General features: G+C 61.4%; 17 protein-coding genes. 8 read left to right on the forward strand and 9 right to left on the reverse strand.

Annotated features, from left to right (window positions below):
• Positions 1–45: 45 nt before the first annotated feature.
• The 5 genes from Q1V60_RS11860 to Q1V60_RS11880 are packed head-to-tail and all read right to left on the reverse strand — an operon-like array spanning position 46 to position 2,638.
• The gene (locus Q1V60_RS11860; RefSeq protein ID WP_300630457.1) at positions 46–342 is read right to left on the reverse strand and encodes a DUF1244 domain-containing protein; all 297 of its coding nucleotides are present in this window, start codon (positions 340–342) and stop codon (positions 46–48) included.
• Between the two features lie 16 nt (positions 343–358).
• Positions 359–730, reverse strand: a complete 372-nt coding sequence (gene folX / locus Q1V60_RS11865; protein ID WP_003194073.1) for a dihydroneopterin triphosphate 2'-epimerase — start codon at positions 728–730, stop codon at positions 359–361.
• A gap of 2 nt (positions 731–732) precedes the next feature.
• A complete protein-coding gene (gene folE / locus Q1V60_RS11870; RefSeq protein ID WP_057724018.1) occupies positions 733–1,293 on the reverse strand; it encodes a GTP cyclohydrolase I FolE in 561 nt (186 codons plus the stop codon).
• A gap of 20 nt (positions 1,294–1,313) precedes the next feature.
• Complete coding sequence (folM, locus tag Q1V60_RS11875; protein WP_300630459.1) at positions 1,314–2,024, reverse strand: dihydromonapterin reductase; 711 nt, start codon at positions 2,022–2,024, stop codon at positions 1,314–1,316.
• Positions 2,025–2,080: 56 nt separating this feature from the next.
• Positions 2,081–2,638: an antibiotic biosynthesis monooxygenase gene (locus Q1V60_RS11880; protein WP_300630460.1), complete on the reverse strand. Its 558-nt coding sequence runs from the start codon at positions 2,636–2,638 to the stop codon at positions 2,081–2,083.
• Between the two features lie 229 nt (positions 2,639–2,867).
• On the opposite strand from Q1V60_RS11880, the gene Q1V60_RS11885 reads away from it, so the two are divergent.
• Entirely contained in the window at positions 2,868–3,818 is a 951-nt protein-coding gene (locus tag Q1V60_RS11885; protein WP_300630498.1) for a MerR family transcriptional regulator, read from the forward strand.
• 2 nt (positions 3,819–3,820) lie between these two features.
• Here Q1V60_RS11885 and Q1V60_RS11890 read toward each other — a convergent pair whose 3' ends face one another.
• Together Q1V60_RS11890 and Q1V60_RS11895 are read right to left on the reverse strand one after the other, a co-directional pair.
• A complete protein-coding gene (locus Q1V60_RS11890) occupies positions 3,821–4,426 on the reverse strand; it encodes a hypothetical protein (RefSeq protein ID WP_300630461.1) in 606 nt (201 codons plus the stop codon).
• 58 nt (positions 4,427–4,484) lie between these two features.
• Positions 4,485–4,952: a PAS domain-containing protein gene (locus tag Q1V60_RS11895; RefSeq protein ID WP_300630463.1), complete on the reverse strand. Its 468-nt coding sequence runs from the start codon at positions 4,950–4,952 to the stop codon at positions 4,485–4,487.
• A 127-nt stretch (positions 4,953–5,079) separates the two neighbouring features.
• Between Q1V60_RS11895 and Q1V60_RS11900 the strand changes: the two genes are divergently transcribed.
• The 4 genes from Q1V60_RS11900 to Q1V60_RS11915 all read left to right on the forward strand — a co-directional run bounded on the left by Q1V60_RS11900 (position 5,080) and on the right by Q1V60_RS11915 (position 8,446).
• Complete coding sequence (locus Q1V60_RS11900) at positions 5,080–5,535, forward strand: flavodoxin (protein ID WP_300630464.1); 456 nt, start codon at positions 5,080–5,082, stop codon at positions 5,533–5,535.
• Between the two features lie 181 nt (positions 5,536–5,716).
• Positions 5,717–6,502, forward strand: a complete 786-nt coding sequence (locus tag Q1V60_RS11905; RefSeq protein ID WP_300630500.1) for a class II aldolase/adducin family protein — start codon at positions 5,717–5,719, stop codon at positions 6,500–6,502.
• Complete coding sequence (locus tag Q1V60_RS11910) at positions 6,502–7,404, forward strand: alpha/beta hydrolase (protein ID WP_300630465.1); 903 nt, start codon at positions 6,502–6,504, stop codon at positions 7,402–7,404. The genes Q1V60_RS11905 and Q1V60_RS11910 overlap by 1 nt, the downstream gene beginning before the upstream one ends.
• A 130-nt stretch (positions 7,405–7,534) precedes the next feature.
• Complete coding sequence (locus Q1V60_RS11915) at positions 7,535–8,446, forward strand: SDR family oxidoreductase (RefSeq protein WP_300630467.1); 912 nt, start codon at positions 7,535–7,537, stop codon at positions 8,444–8,446.
• A gap of 56 nt (positions 8,447–8,502) precedes the next feature.
• Here the strand turns inward: Q1V60_RS11915 and Q1V60_RS11920 are convergent, their stop codons facing one another.
• Positions 8,503–8,850: a hypothetical protein gene (locus Q1V60_RS11920; RefSeq protein ID WP_300630469.1), complete on the reverse strand. Its 348-nt coding sequence runs from the start codon at positions 8,848–8,850 to the stop codon at positions 8,503–8,505.
• A 79-nt stretch (positions 8,851–8,929) separates the two neighbouring features.
• On the opposite strand from Q1V60_RS11920, the gene Q1V60_RS11925 reads away from it, so the two are divergent.
• The 3 genes from Q1V60_RS11925 (at position 8,930) to Q1V60_RS11935 (ending at position 14,937) form a co-directional block, all read left to right on the forward strand.
• Positions 8,930–10,711 (forward strand): DUF1302 domain-containing protein, encoded by a 1,782-nt coding sequence (locus tag Q1V60_RS11925; RefSeq protein ID WP_300630470.1) that lies wholly within the window; start codon positions 8,930–8,932, stop codon positions 10,709–10,711.
• A 26-nt stretch (positions 10,712–10,737) separates the two neighbouring features.
• Complete coding sequence (locus Q1V60_RS11930) at positions 10,738–12,096, forward strand: DUF1329 domain-containing protein (RefSeq protein ID WP_300630471.1); 1,359 nt, start codon at positions 10,738–10,740, stop codon at positions 12,094–12,096.
• A gap of 339 nt (positions 12,097–12,435) precedes the next feature.
• Complete coding sequence (locus Q1V60_RS11935) at positions 12,436–14,937, forward strand: LuxR C-terminal-related transcriptional regulator (protein ID WP_300630472.1); 2,502 nt, start codon at positions 12,436–12,438, stop codon at positions 14,935–14,937.
• On the opposite strand, the gene Q1V60_RS11940 is transcribed toward Q1V60_RS11935, so the two are convergent.
• Positions 14,934–15,809, reverse strand: coding sequence for an AraC family transcriptional regulator (locus Q1V60_RS11940; protein ID WP_300630501.1), 876 nt, complete (start codon positions 15,807–15,809; stop codon positions 14,934–14,936). The two genes, Q1V60_RS11935 and Q1V60_RS11940, sit on opposite strands and share 4 nt — an antisense overlap.
• Between the last annotated feature and the right edge of the window lie 10 nt (positions 15,810–15,819).

Genomic DNA, 15,819 nt, shown 5'->3' on the forward strand with positions numbered 1-15,819 from the left:
AAAACGTGCTCGCCGCTGTTGAGGCTGGCGCGCAGGGTGTTCAGGTCAGTCATGGGCTTTTCCTTTGGCAAACGCCGCTTGTTGGTCGGCGCCGGCTTCTTTCTGGTACTGGGCTTTCCATTCGGCATACGGCATGCCGTACACCACTTCGCGGGCGTCATCGAGGCTCAGCTCGATCTGGCGTTCGTCGGCCTCGGCCTTGTACCACTTGGACAGGCAGTTACGGCAGAAGCCCGCCAGGTTCATCAGGTCGATGTTCTGGACATCCTTGCGGCTGTCCAGGTGTGACACCAGCCGGCGAAAGGCGGCGGCTTCGAGTTCGAGACGTTGTTGGTCGTTCATAGGGCTCACTTGACTATCAGCGGCTGGCCGCCAGAGTGATCGAAACCGACTCGGCAAAGCGCAGCGCGTGGGGCTTGTCCACTTCGACTTCGGCGTACAGCACCGATTCATTGCTCATCACCAGGTCCAGCAGTTCCTGGGTCAGGCGCTCGAGCAAGGCAAAACGGTTGCCTTCGACGTGGGCGATGATCGCTTTGGTAATGGTGCGGTAGTTCAGGGCATGGTCGATGTCATTATCGCGCACGGCTTCCTGGGCGGCATACAGGATCGTCAGGTTGATCAGCACATCCTGCTTGTTGAGGATTTCGTCTTCGTTGATGCCGATAAAGGTGCGCAGGCACAGGTCCTTGACCCGGATGCGCGCCATGCCTGGTTGAAGTTGTGGCATTGCTACTTGCTCCGTCCAATCAGTTGCAGGAACTCCATGCGCGTGGTGTTCGACTCGCGAAAGGCGCCGAGCATCACCGAGGTGTTCATGGTTGAATTCTGTTTTTCCACGCCGCGCATCATCATGCACATGTGCCTGGCTTCGATCACCACGGCCACCCCGGCGGCCTGGGTCACATCCTGGATGGCGTCGGCGATTTGCCGCGTGAGGTTTTCCTGGATTTGCAGGCGCCGGGCGAACATGTCGACAATGCGCGCCAGTTTCGACAGGCCCAGCACCTTGCCGGTCGGAATATAGGCCACATGGGCCTTGCCGATAAAGGGCAGCAGGTGGTGCTCGCACAGCGAGTACAGCTCGATGTCCTTGAGGATCACCATCTCGTCGTTATCGGAGGCGAACAGCGCGCCGTTGACGATTTCCTGCAGGTTCTGCTCGTAGCCATGACACAGATACTGCATCGCTTTGGCGGCGCGCTTGGGCGTGTCGAGCAGGCCTTCGCGCTCAGGATCTTCACCCAGGCCCTTGAGGATCTCGCGGTAATGGTGGGGCAGGGACAACGTCATACAACATCCTCACAAACGGCTTACTTGATATGCCGCCCGCCATTGACGGTCAGGGTGGTCCCGGTGACATAGGGGTTGTCCAGCAGGTAACGCACGCTCTGGTAGATCACCTGCGGCCCGGGTTCGATGCCCAGCGCAGACTTGGCCAGGACCTTGGCACGATAGGCCGCATCGTCGCCTTCATTGAACATCACCATCGCCGGCGCGATGCCGTTGACCTTGATCAACGGCGCGAACTGCGCGGCAAACGACAGCGTAAGGCTGTCGAGCCCGGCCTTGGTGGCGCAATAGGCGATGTGCTGACGACTGCCCTTGCGCACCACATCGTCGCTGATATGCACGATGTCGGCTGGTGTCGAGCGTTGCAACAGAGGTGAACAATGCAGGTTGATCAGATACGGCGCAAGCATGTGCACGCTGAACATGTCGATAAAGGCGCGGCTTTCGTCGCCAGGGGTTTCTGCGACCCAGGCCGAAGCGTTGTGGATGATTGCGCGCAGCGTGTCGGTATGGGTCTTCAGCTCAGCGATGAACGCCAGAATCCCCGTTTCGGTGGAGAAGTCGGCCCATACACCGATCGCACCGCGTTCGCGCAGGGCCTGCACTCCGGGACGTTCGGTGCGGTAGCTGAATATCACCGATTGCCCTTCGTCCAACAGGCGCTCGGCGCAATACAGGCCGACACGCTGGCCGGCACCGGTGATCAGGATCGGGGCATTGGTTGCGGTCATGGGAGGCTCGGGTCGCTGGCAGATGGAAACTATACCAGCGCCCCGTCCCCCTGTACTCAAGCAGCGGCTTCGTTGGCCTTGCGAGGTGGCGTGGGGTGCAGCCAGTTCGCCAGCAGATGAGTCGACATCGGGATAAAGAAGTAAACCATCAGCGGGGTGAGCGCCAAGGTGCTGACCAGCACCCGGCTGAACAGGTCCAGTTCGCCGAGCAAGGGCGCCAGGCCGAAGTTGAACAGCAGCGACACCGGGAAAAACGCCAGCCAGATCGCCACCGCCTGTTTCCAGCGCGGCGGGCGGGCTCCCGCCGCGCCGAACCAGCCATCAATGCCGCTCACACGGTGTTCGGACGGGTCGGCAAACAGCTCGCTGCCACGGCTCAGCCAGGCACTGCGCGAAGCGGAAAACTCCCAGGCATGCAGGGTTTTTTCATCGGCGAAGCGGAAGATAATCTGGAATTCATCATCATTGGGAGGCGGTGCGAGCACGCCGGAGCCCAGGTAACCGGGAAAGTCTGTGGCCAATTGCTCGCCTTCGCGCAGCCAGGCCATCAATTCTTCGTAGCGACCTTTGGCCACACGGCGGGCAACCATCAAGGTGACGGGTGAGGTAGACATTGTGTATCTCCAGATAAACGGGTGCGCTTGGCCGGGTAGGCGGCGCACGAGCGCAGCGGCGGGTAGTGCCGCTGCGCTGAAAAACAGGCAAGGATTATTCCTGTTTTGAGGAAATACGCCAGTGACATTACTTGAGGGGTTGCTCTGAAGTCCAAAGACCTTGAAAAAGCCAGCTTTAAACGGGTTAAATGAGGCCCCATCCCTGTTGGCTCCAGTCAGAAATAATGTGATTACTGCACCGACTGATAGCAATTTGCAGCCTGCCTCGATTGATTCGGAGCAACTGTTCCCCATCCGCGAAGTGGCGAGATTGACAGGCGTCAATCCGGTCACCCTGCGTGCGTGGGAGCGGCGCTACGGGCTGATCCAGCCTGTGCGCACCGAAAGCGGGCACCGCCTTTATTCAAGGGCCGATATCGAGACCGTCAATCGTATTCTCGAATGGACTGAACGCGGCCTGGCGGTGAGCAAGGTTGGCAAGATCCTGGCGCGTGACGAGCTGCAGGCCGAAGCGATTCGTGCCGAGCGCGACGCGGTTGAAGACCGCGAATGGCCGCAGTGGCGGGCTCGGCTGATGCAGGCCATCAGCGCTTTCGACGATCGCCAGTTGGAAAGCGCGTACGGCCAGATTCTCTCTACCTATCCCTTGAATGTCGCGTTCCAGCACATCCTGATGCCGCTGTGGAACGACTTGCTGCGCCATCAGGGCCGTTTCGGCCAGGCCAGTGAGTGGCTTTTTTTCGATGCTTTTCTGCGTGTGCAGATTTTCCTGCGTCTGCAAGTGGCGAGCGCCTCGTCGGCCCCGCGCGTGTTACTCAGTGGCATGCCTGGCGAGTGCCGCAAAGTGGAGCTATTGGTGGCGGCGCTGTTGATGAGCCGGGAGGATTTGACCGTGAAGGTGCTGGGCTTGGGCCAGCCGGTCGATGAGTTGACACTGGTGTGTGAAAAAGTCCGCCCCCAGGCGCTGATCATTTTCTCCAACCACTCACACAAGCACGACCTGGCTGTGCGTTTGAACCGCCTGGCGCTGACCCTGGATTGCCCGCTGTTTCTGGCTGGCGCTGCCTCGGACCTGTTGCAGGCCGACCTGGCCGGCACGTCCATCGGCTGCCTTGGCAGCGAAGGGCGCCAGATGCAGCGCCGTTTGCAGCAGTTTCTCAGTGGCGGTCTGGATACCTGATCTCAGGCATGCACATGCGGATGCACCAGGCGGTGCTGGTGCAGGATGAATTGGCGCAGGCGCTCGATCTCATCCTGGTCACTCTGGTTCAGGCGGTAGGCGAACAGTCCCCGGGCGGTTTCCCGTTCCAGCGTGCCGCGCAGCGCAATGCGTTCGTAACCGGACGGGCTGAACCACAATGAAAAGGTTTTCGGCGGTTTGGCTCGGCCACGCCCTTCTACCAGCACACCCTTGAATGACACTTGGTGTACCCACAGCGTGCTGGCGTAACCCCTCAAGTTCTCCAGCGCCACCGGTTCTTCAAGGGCCAGTCGCCATGGGCGGACCATCGGCCCGTCTTCAAAGATACTTGGCACGCCCAGGCGAAGATGCACCGCATGAAACTCATCTTCCACCAGGCGCAGGGGGAAGGTGAGTTGCTGGTTGTCGAACTGTGCCCTGATGGTGACTTGGTCTTGGGCGGCCAACCGAGTGAGCAAATCGCGAATCTGCGCACCGCCGTTCACCGTCAGGCTCGACCATGCATCCCGCAGATTGAGCTGCGGGTTGTGCTGCATGTTCTGGATAAAATCCAGCTCATCCTGGGTTAATAGAGCATCGCGAGGCATTGATATGGCTCAAAGGTTGGGCATTAAAAAGCCATTATGTCTCTAAAGACCGCAATTATTACAGCTTGTTACATCCGCTCGTCATCTTGAGCGCCGCCAGTTCGGCTTTAAGCTCGGTTACCTGGGCTTCCAGCTGGGCGACGCGTTGCTGCGCCTTCACTTGAGCGGTCACGTCTTTTTGCACGCCGATGAAATAGGTCTGCTGGTCGGCCGGGTTGTACACCGTTGACAGTGAAAACTCGTTCCAGAAAGGCGTGCCGTCTTTGCGGTAGTTGCGCAGGATTTCCCGGCACGCGCCACCGCTGTCGAGCGCCTCGCGGATCGCCGACAGGGCCGGCTGGTCACGGTCGCCCGACTGCAGGAAGCGGCAATCCTGATAAAGAATCTCGTCCAGGGTATAGCCGGTCAGCCGTTCGAAGGCCGGGTTGACGTAGATCAGCGGCTTGTCTTCGCCCTCGCGTTCGGCAATCACGATGCCGTCGTTGGAGGCATTGACGACCATTTGCAGCAGCTTGGCGTTAATCATTGAGCGTTCCATTGCATGTTCTGAGGGTGCAAGTTTATGGCAAATCCTGAATGTTGCACGGCTCGCACTGAAACGGCGGTGCAACTGCTAATATCCCACGCTTTCGCTCAATTACAGGATCAGATTGATGAAAGTCGCCATCCTTTCCGGCTCGGTCTACGGCACGGCTGAAGAAGTCGCTCGCCACGCTGAAAACATCCTAAAAGCAGCGGGTTTTGACGCGTGGCACAACCCGCGTGCCACGTTGGCGGACGTGCAGGCTTTCGCCCCCGAGGCGTTCCTGGCGGTCACCTCGACCACCGGCATGGGCGAGTTGCCCGACAACCTGCAACCCCTGTATTCGAGTATTCGCGACCAACTGCCCGCAGCTTGGCGCGGCCTGCCCGGTGCGGTCATTGGCTTGGGTGACGCCAGCTACGGCGATACCTTCTGCGGCGGCGGCGAGCAAATGCGTGAATTGTTCAGTGAACTGGGCATACGCGAAGTGCTGCCGATGCTGCGCCTGGACGCCAGCGAAAGCGTGACCCCGGAGACCGACGCCGAGCCATGGTTGGCCGAGTTGATCACGACGCTGCGGTTTTAACCGGATGGAAGCGCCGCCAGTGCTTGAGCGACGGCGCTTTTTTTGCACCAATATGTACTATTCTCCTGACTGACTCGCTCAGTCATCAAGCTGGCTGCGAAGGCAACTCCGCAAGCCAGGGCGCCTGACTAGACTGGCCCATCACTTAAAAAACAATAATAAGTGCGCCAAGGAGGTCATGATCATGAGCTTAGCCCCGCTTCCATCGTCCCAAAATGTCAAAGACCAGGTCAGTGCGGCCGAATGGCAAGCCCGTGTCGACCTCGCGGCCTGCTATCGCCTGGTCGCAATGCATGGCTGGGATGATCTGATTTTTACGCATATTTCGGCCAAGGTGCCGGGTACCGATGATTTCCTGATCAACCCCTATGGGCTGATGTTCCACGAGATCACCGCCTCGAGCCTGGTCAAGGTGGACCAGGCCGGCAACAAGCGCATGGACAGCCCCTACGAGATCAACCCTGCGGGCTACACCATCCACAGCGCCATCCACGAAGTGCGCCATGACGTGACCTGCGTGCTGCACACTCACACTGCGGCCGGTGTCGCGGTGTCTGCGCAAAGGCAGGGGGTGTTGCCGATCAGCCAGCAATCGCTGTTTGTGCTGTCGAGCCTTGCCTATCACGCCTATGAAGGTGTGGCGCTGAATCACGATGAAAAGGCGCGTTTACAGGCTGACCTGGGCGAAAACAACTTTCTGATGCTGCACAACCATGGCCTGCTGACGTGCGGCGCCACCATTGCCGATACCTTTCTGATGATGTTCACTTTCCAGCGGGCCTGTGACATCCAGGTGCTGGCGCAGAACGGCGCTGCCGAGTTGATTGCCATCGAGCCGCAGGTTCTGGCCGGCGCCAAGGCGATGGTGGCGGCTGTCACAAAAAGTGCCCAAGGTATGGGAGGGGCGCTGGCCTGGCCGGCGCTGCTGCGCAAATTGGATCACCAAGACCCCGGGTATAAAAGCTGATGCTACTTGCCGAAATACCACTCAGTATCTGGCGCAAGCGCGGCCAGGAATTCGTCTTTCGCGGCCGCTCCATTCGTTATTGGGTGGCCGGGCAGGGCGAGCCGTTGCTGTTGCTTCACGGCTTCCCAACGGCCAGTTGGGATTGGCACTACCTGTGGCAACCCCTGACCCAGCGCAATCGGGTGATTGCCTGCGACATGCTCGGCTTCGGCGAGTCGGCCAAACCGCTGGATCACGATTACTGCCTGCTGGAGCAAGCGGACCTGCAACAGGCGCTGCTTGAGCACCTGCGGGTGGTCGATCCCGTGCATGTGTTGGCCCATGACTACGGCGACAGCGTTGCCCAGGAACTCCTGGCTCGGCATTACGAAAGCCGGTTCCAAATGGCCAGTTGTGTGTTCCTCAACGGTGGGCTGTTCCCCGAAACCCATCGCGCAACGCTGGTGCAGAAGTTATTGCTCAGCCCCTTGGGCTGGATGATCGGCCGAGCCTGCGGGCGAAACAGCCTGGCCAGCAGTTTCAATCAGATATTCGGCCCTAAGACGCGGCCCAGCGAAAGTGCCCTGGATGATTTCTGGAGCCTGATAGAACACAACGATGGCCCGCGCATCCTGCACAAGCTGATCAGTTACATTCCCCAGCGCCGTCGCCTGCGTGACCGCTGGGTGGCGGCCATGCAACGCGGCGACGTGCCGTTGCGAGTCATCGACGGTGAGGTCGACCCCATTTCCGGCGCGCATATGGTGCAGCGCTATCACCAGCTTGTGCCGCAGGCCGACACGGTATTGCTGGCCAACATCGGCCATTACCCGCAGATCGAGGCGCCGGTCCAGGTGCTCAGGCATTACCTGGCGTTTCGTGAACGCATTGGCCAGCAGTCTGCGCTTGCGGCCTATTCCTGAGCCTTGCGCCTGCGCAAGGCATCATCCCGCTGCCTTATCGAGCACCATTCAGCGTCGCCCGTATTTATTGTGACCCAAGGCCCTGTGCCTGACACTCTGCCCATTGCCATTGTCGCCAAAGGAGTTCGGTATGAGTCAGTCAGTGCAGATGCAGGATAAGGTCGTGATCGTCACCGGTGCCGGCGGCGGATTGGGCCGGGCCCATGCGCTGCTGTTCGCTCGGCACGGGGCCAAAGTGCTGGTCAATGATCTGGGGGGCTCGACCCAGGGCGAAGGCGCGAATGCCTCGGCGGCCGACCGAGTGGTGGCCGAAATCCGCGAAGCGGGTGGCATCGCCGAAGCCAACCATGATTCCGTCACTGACGGCGACAAGATCGTGCAGAACGCGTTGGACGCATTCGGCCGCATCGACGTAGTAGTGAACAACGCCGGTATCCTGCGCGACAAAACTTTCCACAAGATGGACGACAGCGACTGGGACCTGGTTTACCGGGTGCATGTCGAAGGCGCCTACAAAGTCACTCGCGCCGCCTGGCCTCATCTGCGCGAGCAGGGTTATGGCCGGGTGATCTTCACCGCATCCACCTCGGGCATCTACGGCAACTTCGGCCAGTCCAACTACGGCATGGCCAAGCTCGGCCTGTACGGCTTGACCCGAACCCTGGCGCTGGAAGGGCGCAAGAACAACATCCTGGTCAATGCGATTGCCCCCACCGGCGGCACGCGCATGACCGAAGGGCTGATCCCGCCGCAGGTGTTCGAGCGGCTCAAGCCGGAACTGGTCAGCCCGTTAGTGGTGTACCTGGGCAGCGAAGCCTGCCAGGAAACGTCGGGTTTGTTTGAGGTGGGCGGCGGCTGGATCGGCAAGACCCGTTGGGAGCGCAGCCTGGGCGTGGGCTTTGATCCCGAGGCGGGCTTTTCACCGGATGACGTGGCGGCGCACTGGCAGCAAATCTGCGACTTCGAAGGGGCGGCGCACCCCAAAGACACCATCGAGGCACTGAAGGAGATGATGGCCAACTTGCAGAAGTTCAGCCTCTGATCGTTGCCATAAGAACAGTGAATCCTGCGGGGCGTTGATAGCGCCCCGTTTTTATTTCACGCATAAAAAAGGCCGCTGCACAGGCAGCGGCCGAAGTAAGACGTTGGATCAAGGAGCGATAAATCAACGTCAGTGAACACGGTTAACAGATTGAATAGATAAGCAATCCGTAGAATTCCAGCTTGACTCCCGACGTTGGGAGCGGGCGGTTTGCCCTGAAAGCGAGCTAAGAATAGTCGGTTGTAACAAAATGAGTAATAGCGGTTCAGGACAAGGACTGTTACTAAAACGACAACAATTACCCGCCAGACATCGATCAGTCTGATGAACCGCCATCCATCCAATCCATGACGCGCGCCGCCCCCTTGGCGTACGCGGCTTGTCATCCTTTCGAGCGACAACACGAATACCTCCTTGGTGCGCTTATCGCTCCTCATAGGCGGCAGTAGGGTGGGGCCTTCTGTCACTCACCGGGGAAGACGCATGACAAAAACAACAATGCGCGCCATCTTCACGCCACAGGCGCTGGCCGCTGCGGTTGCCGTGGGCTGCTGTGCCCAGGCGCAGGCTGTTTCGTTCAATATTGGCGAAATCGAAGGGCAATTCGATTCCTCGCTGTCGGTCGGTGCGAGCTGGGGCACGCGAGACGCCGACAAAAGCCTGGTGGGCAACGTCAACGGCGGCACGGGCCAGGCGTCCACCGGCGATGACGGGCGCCTCAACTTCAAGAAGGGCGAGACCTTCTCCAAAATCTTCAAAGGCCTGCACGACCTTGAACTGAAATACGGCGACACCGGTGTGTTCGTGCGCGGCAAGTACTGGTACGACTTCGAGCTCAAGGACGAAGACCGCGAGTTCAAGCAGATCAGCGACCACAACCGCAAGGAAGGCGCCAAATCCAGCGGTGCGCAGATCCTTGATGCCTTCGTCTACCACAACTATTCCCTGGGCGAGCTGCCCGGCACCGTGCGCGCCGGCAAGCAGGTGGTCAGTTGGGGCGAAAGTACGTTTATCGGTAACTCCATCAACAGCATCAACCCGGTCGACGTGTCGGCGTTCCGTCGTCCGGGTGCCGAGATCAAGGAAGGGTTGATCCCGGTGAACATGCTGTTTGCTTCCCAGAGCCTGACCAGTCAGCTGACCGTGGAAGGTTTCTACCAACTGGAATGGGACCAGACCGTGCTGGACAACTGCGGCACCTTCTTCGGGGGCGACGTGGCGGCCGATGGCTGCACCGGTAACTACACCGTCGGTAGCCCGGGGATTGCACCGCTGCAACCGATCGCAGCGGCACGCGGCCAAGGCTTTGTGGTCACCCGCGAAGGTGTGGTGGTGCAGCGCGCCGCCGACCGTGATGCGCGCGACTCCGGCCAGTTCGGCGCCGCCTTGCGCTGGCTGGGTGACGACACCGAATACGGCCTGTACTTCATGAACTACCACAGCCGTACCCCGACCGTGGGCACGATTACCGCCAATACCAACCTTGCGACCATCGGCGCCATCGGGGCCTCCGCCCCGCCGGGCCTGGGCGGCGCTCTGGCCCAGAGCACCATGCTCGGCCGTGGCCAGTACTACCTGGATTACCCGGAAGATATCCAACTGTTCGGCGCCAGCTTTTCCACCACCTTGCCCACCGGCACCGCGTGGACCGGCGAAATCAGCTATCGGCCCAATGCGCCCGTGCAACTCAACACCACCGACCTGACCCTGGCGCTGGTCAACCCGATTGCGGGCAACACCGCATCGCCAATCCGCAGTTCGTTCGGCTCCGACAACAAGGGCTACCGGCGCAAGGAAATCACCCAGATCCAAAGCACCATGACCCAGTTCTTCGACCAGGTGCTGGGCGCCGAACGCCTGACGCTGGTGGGCGAGGCGGCGGTGGTGCATGTCGCCGGCCTGGAAGACAAATCCAAACTGCGTTATGGCCGCGACTCGGTGTACGGCGCCTATGGGTTCCAGGGCGACACCGACGGTTTCGCCACTTCCACCTCCTGGGGCTACCGCGCGCGGGCGATCCTTGATTACAACAACGCCATTGCCGGGGTGAACCTCAAGCCCAACCTGTCCTGGTCTCATGACGTCGCCGGCTACGGCCCCAACGGCTTGTTCAACAAAGGCGCCAAGGCCATCAGTGTCGGCGTGGATGCGGACTACCGCAGCACTTACACCGCCAGCCTCAGCTACACCGATTTCTTTGGCGGCGACTACAACACCCTGACCGACCGCGACTTCCTCGCCCTCAGCTTCGGCGTGAACTTCTGATTTGGCTCAAAGAAGGACAAGAACTTATGCGTAAGACAATTGCAGTGTTGGCCCTGAGCCTGTTGGCCACCCACGTAATGGCAGCGGTATCGCCGGAAGAAGCCGCCAAGCTTGGCACCAGCCTGACCCCGGTCGGCGCCGAAAAAGCCGGCAATGCCGATGGCTCGATCCCGGCCTGGACTGGCGGCATCCCGAAAAACGCCGGTGCGGTGGACAGCAAGGGCTTTCTCGCCGACCCGTTCGCCGGCGAAAAGCCGCTGTTCGTGATCACCGCCGCCACCGTCGACAAGTACAAAGACAAGCTCTCCGACGGCCAGGTGGCGATGTTCAAGCGCTACCCCGAGACCTACAAGATTCCGGTATATCCGAGCCACCGTACGGTCAACCTGCCGGCCGATGTCTACGAGTCGATCAAGCGCAGCGCACTCAACGTCAAGGCGATCAATGACGGCAACGGTCTGGAGAACTTCACCGGTAACCGTTACTACGCGTTCCCGATCCCCAAGAACGGCGTGGAAGTGTTGTGGAATCACATCACCCGTTACCACGGCGGCAACCTGCGCCGCATCATCACCCAGGCCACCCCGCAGACCAACGGCAGCTACACGCCGATCCGCTTCGAAGAGGAAGTCGCGGTACCCCAGGCCATCCCCGACATCGACCCGGCCAAGGCGGCCAACGTGCTGAGTTATTTCAAGCAATCGGTCACGGCGCCGGCGCGGCTGGCCGGCAACGTGCTGCTGGTGCACGAAACCCTCGATCAAGTGAAAGAGCCGCGCCTGGCGTGGATCTACAACGCCGGCCAGCGCCGCGTGCGGCGGGCGCCGCAGGTGTCGTATGACGGGCCGGGCACCGCATCCGACGGCCTGCGCACCACCGACAACTTCGACATGTTCTCCGGCGCGCCCGACCGCTATGACTGGAAACTGGTGGGCAAAAAGGAGCTGTACATCCCTTACAACAGCTACAAGCTCGATTCGCCGACCCTCAAGTACGACGACATCATCAAGGCCGGGCACATCAACCAGGACCTGACCCGCTATGAGCTGCACCGCGTCTGGGAAGTGGTTGGCACCGTCAAGCCGAGCGAGCGCCACATCTACGCCAAGCGCCACATGTACATTGACGAAGACAGCTGGCAGGTCGCCCTGGTGGACCACTACGACGGTCGCGGCCAACTGTGGCGCGTCGCCGAAGGCCATGCACAGTTTTATTACGACCACCAGGTGCCGGCCTACACCGTGGAAACCCTGTACGACCTGATCGCCGGGCGCTACCTCGCGCTGGGTATGAAGAACGAGGAGAAGAGCAGCTTCGTATTCGGCTTCGCAGCCAAGGCGGCGGATTACACCCCGGCGGCGCTCAGGTCCGAAGGCGTGCGCTGACCCCATTTGAAATGCAATCAACAGTGGGAGCGGGCAAGCCCTGATGCCAGTCAATCAAGCGCTAAAGCGACAACCGTTTACCTGTGGCGAGGGAGCTTGCTGCCGCTGGACTGCGTAAAAGTCCCATTTTCTGGGGCCGCTTTGCGGCCCAGCGGGAGCAAGCTCCCTCGCCACAGTACAGCGGTCGTCCTTAGCCGGCTGGCATTAGGGCAAACCCCCCTGGGCTGTGTACACATCGGGTTCTGTGCATGGTGACTAATCACCCCGCTGAATACTTCTTCAACAACCGCCAACCACAGGTCTAGGGTTACGCAACAATAAAAACAGCAGGATGCAGCAATGACCGCCATGACACGCTGCCTGGACCGTCCTGGATTCATGCCCCGGCTGTCCGCCCACCATGTGCTGCGACCGCGTCTGGCCGCACCGTTGCTCGCGGCCCCGGCACGTGTGAAGTTGCTGTGCGCGCCGGGCGGCAGTGGCAAGAGTGCGTTGCTCGCCGAGTGCGCCTTGCAGGCGCCGCCGGGGTGCCAGGTTTACTGGCTGGCGCTCAATGGCGTCGTTGCATGCCCGGTCGATTTCTCCCGGCGCCTGGCGCACAGCCTTGGGCTGCCTTATACCGACGAAGCGACGTTATTGCAGGATCTGGGGCGTTGGCAGCACACGGCGTGGCTGTTGCTGGATGATTTTTGCCGCATGCCCGCTCCCGAGCTGGACGCCTTGCTGGATCGGTTGCTCACCGCCAGCAGCCCGGCGCTGAGCTGGTGGCTGGGGGCACGGCGACGGCCATCGTGCAATTGGCCACGGTTGTTGCTTGATGACGAGTTGTTGGAGTGCGGCAGTACTGAGCTGGCGTTCAGCGCTACGGAAACCCAGGCATTGCTTGGCCCGGGGCAGAGCGTCGATAGCGTGCTGCAATTCAGCGCAGGATGGTGTGCCGGTGTGCGTATCGCGTTGCTCGGTGACGGCCATCCCGATAAAACCGTGCTCGATTATCTGCAGCACGAGGTGTTCAACAGCTTGTCGGCGGAGTTGGCCGAAGCCTGGCGTGTGCTGGCCAACTTGCCGCGCTTCAACAGCGGCCTGTGTGAACACCTGTTCGGCGCGGGTGACGGCGCTCAGTACTTGCGCGAGCTTCAAACGCTTGGTGCATTTATCCAGCCCTGGGAAGGCTCCACCGAGTGGCTGCACATATTTCCACCCCTGGCACGCCTGCTGCGCGAAGAGCCTTGGCCGGCCAAGCGCGCCTGGCACCGGCGCGCTTGCCAGTGGTTCAGCGCCGAGCAGGACTGGCAGGCCGCCTTCGAGCAGGCGTTGCTGGCGCAGGAATATGAAGGGGCGGTGAGCCTGCTGCAGCACTTCAGTTTTGAAGACTTGTTCCGCGGGCAAAATGCCCTGCTGCTGTTGCGCCTGCATGAGCAGCATGGCGATGAATTGATGCTCGGCTCGGCGCCACTGGTAGGCCTGGTCACCGCCGCACTGCTGTTTGCCGGGCGGTTCGAGCAGGCGGCGTTGTGCATCGACCAGTTGGCTCGATTCGCGCCGCGACCAACGGCGGCGGCGCAGCGCCATCTGGTGGCGCGCTGGCAGGCGCAGGCCGGCTGGCTGCTGCACTTGAGCGGCGATGCAGAAGGTTCCCGCGAGCATTTCCTCGAGGCACTGCAAGCCTTGCCCGACAGTGCCTGGACGTCACGCCTGATGTGCCTCTCGGGCCTGACCCAGCAAGCCATGCTGCGCGGCGAGTTGGACGTCGCCCAAGCCTTGAATCGCGAAGCGCTGTGCCTGGCCCGCGCCCACGGTTCGCTGGTGCTGGAGGCCCTGCTTGAGTTGGATCACGCCCAATTGCTGGAGCAACGCGGCGCGCCTTACCGGGCGCAAAGCCTGTTGGAGGGCGTGCAGGCGATGCTGGTGGAGCAGCGCTTGCAGGCTGGCCCATTGATGGGGCGTATCGCCCTGCGACGCGGGCATCTTGCGTTGCGCCAAGGGCAGGACGCCTTGGCGGGCGAGTGTTTCGAGGCCGGTTTGAAAATCTGCCTGCACAGTCAGGACAAGCGGGTGCTCTACGGGTTTCTCGGGCTGGCGCTGCTGGCGGCGAATCGCGGTGATTACGCCCAGGCCTTTATCCAGCTGCGCGATGCCGAGCGGCTGATGCAGCAGCGCCACGTGCCCGTCCTGGTATATCGCGCGGTGCTGTTGTTGGTCAGCGGGCATTTCTGGTTGCAGCAAGGGCGCGCGGAGTTGACGGTGGAGGCGGTGCGCCGCGTGTTGCGTCACTTTCACGGGCCCTGCGCCAAGCAGGCGCCACCGGCCACACTGGAACTTATCCCGCGTCTTGAGTACCTGCTGGTGCTGGGCGAGGTCAGGCTGGGCTGCGCCGAACAGCCGCTCGAGCGGCTTGGCGCCTTGCTTGCGAGCACCCGGCAACGCGGCATGCTCTGCCTCGAAACCGAAGTGCAGCTGGTGCTGGGGGAGGTGGCCTGGCGGCTGGGGGAGCCGACCCAGGCGCGACTGGCCCTGCAAGCCGGCCTGGCATTGGCGGCGCGTTGCCAGGTGCAGCAGGCGGTGCGCGAGTTGCGTTTACGTGCGCCGGGGTTATTGAGTGAGTTGGGGCTCGAGCCGCAAGCCTCGCCGGTCGGCGTCACGGAAAACCCGCTGAGCCAGCGCGAGCTGGAAGTGCTGCAGTTGATCGCCCTGGGCAACTCCAATCTGGAAATTGCCGACCGCCTCTATATCTCCCTGCACACCGTCAAGACCCATGCGCGGCGTATCCACAGCAAACTTGGCGTAGAGCGGCGTACCCAGGCCGTGGCCAAAGCCAAGACGCTGGGCTTGATGGCCTAGGCGCGAAATGCCTGGCGATAGTCCCCAGGCGCCGCGCCCACGGCTTGGCGAAAGCGCTGGTTGAAATGGCTGGCGCTGGAGAAACCGCACAGCCAGGCAATTTCACCCACGGCCAGGGCGCTGCCGCGCAACAGGTTCTGCGCACGGGCCAACCGGCGCGCCAGCAGGTACTGGTGTGGCGGCAGGCCGAAGCTTTGGCGGAACATGCGGGCGAAATGGTATTCCGACAGGGCGCACATGCCGGCCAACTGGCCGAGGCTGATGGCGTCTTGCAGGTGATGGTCGATGTACTCCACCAACCGGCGCCGCTGGTGCGCGGCCAGCCCGCCTTTCACGCGCAACCCTTCGCGGGCGCCGACCTGGCTGAGCAGGGTGTGGCTGAGCATTTCATGGGCCAGGCTGCTGGTCAGCAGGCGCTCACCGGGCTCGTGCCAGTTGAGGGCAATCAACTGCTGAAAGCGCCCGGCCAGGCCGGCGTCTTCGAGGAAGGTGCCTTCGCGTAACTGCAGTTCACGGGGTTCGCGGTCGAGCAGGGTGATACAGCCGAGGGCAAATTGTTCGGGGCTGAAATACACATGAGCCAGGCGAATCTCGCCATTGATCACCCAGGCGGATTGATGCTCGGCCGGCAGGATGCACAGTTTGCCGGGACCGCCCTTGATGCCCGGCTGGTCGCGGCGAAAAGTGCCGGTACCGCCGCCGATGTAGCACGACAACGTGTGATGGCTGGGCGCCTGGTAATCCTGGGAATCGTGGTGGTTGCTCCACACTGCCGCGGACAAGCCGTCACCGAGCTCGGCGCAGGCTTGCAGCCGTGCGTTGGGCGAGCGGTTAAGGGCTTGAAAGACTTGCAGGGATTCCAGCGCTGGCATGGTGTGTTCT

Source organism: Pseudomonas sp. (assembly GCF_030147005.1).
Lineage (GTDB): Bacteria > Pseudomonadota > Gammaproteobacteria > Pseudomonadales > Pseudomonadaceae > Aquipseudomonas.

Excerpts from the sequence above, each read along its gene's own strand:
- Q1V60_RS11880 (WP_300630460.1), bottom strand. The coding sequence starts at position 2,638 with ATGTCTACCTCACCCGTCACCTTGATGGTTGCCCGCCGTGTGGCCAAA.
- Q1V60_RS11940 (WP_300630501.1), bottom strand. The coding sequence starts at position 15,809 with ATGCCAGCGCTGGAATCCCTGCAAGTCTTTCAAGCCCTTAACCGCTCG.
- Q1V60_RS11860 (WP_300630457.1), bottom strand. The coding sequence starts at position 342 with ATGAACGACCAACAACGTCTCGAACTCGAAGCCGCCGCCTTTCGCCGG.
- Q1V60_RS11915 (WP_300630467.1), top strand. The coding sequence starts at position 7,535 with ATGAGTCAGTCAGTGCAGATGCAGGATAAGGTCGTGATCGTCACCGGT.
- Q1V60_RS11935 (WP_300630472.1), top strand. The coding sequence starts at position 12,436 with ATGACCGCCATGACACGCTGCCTGGACCGTCCTGGATTCATGCCCCGG.
- folM (WP_300630459.1), bottom strand. The coding sequence starts at position 2,024 with ATGACCGCAACCAATGCCCCGATCCTGATCACCGGTGCCGGCCAGCGT.
- folE (WP_057724018.1), bottom strand. The coding sequence starts at position 1,293 with ATGACGTTGTCCCTGCCCCACCATTACCGCGAGATCCTCAAGGGCCTG.
- Q1V60_RS11910 (WP_300630465.1), top strand. The coding sequence starts at position 6,502 with ATGCTACTTGCCGAAATACCACTCAGTATCTGGCGCAAGCGCGGCCAG.
- Q1V60_RS11925 (WP_300630470.1), top strand. The coding sequence starts at position 8,930 with ATGACAAAAACAACAATGCGCGCCATCTTCACGCCACAGGCGCTGGCC.
- folX (WP_003194073.1), bottom strand. The coding sequence starts at position 730 with ATGCCACAACTTCAACCAGGCATGGCGCGCATCCGGGTCAAGGACCTG.
- Q1V60_RS11930 (WP_300630471.1), top strand. The coding sequence starts at position 10,738 with ATGCGTAAGACAATTGCAGTGTTGGCCCTGAGCCTGTTGGCCACCCAC.
- Q1V60_RS11890 (WP_300630461.1), bottom strand. The coding sequence starts at position 4,426 with ATGCCTCGCGATGCTCTATTAACCCAGGATGAGCTGGATTTTATCCAG.
- Q1V60_RS11900 (WP_300630464.1), top strand. The coding sequence starts at position 5,080 with ATGAAAGTCGCCATCCTTTCCGGCTCGGTCTACGGCACGGCTGAAGAA.
- Q1V60_RS11895 (WP_300630463.1), bottom strand. The coding sequence starts at position 4,952 with ATGATTAACGCCAAGCTGCTGCAAATGGTCGTCAATGCCTCCAACGAC.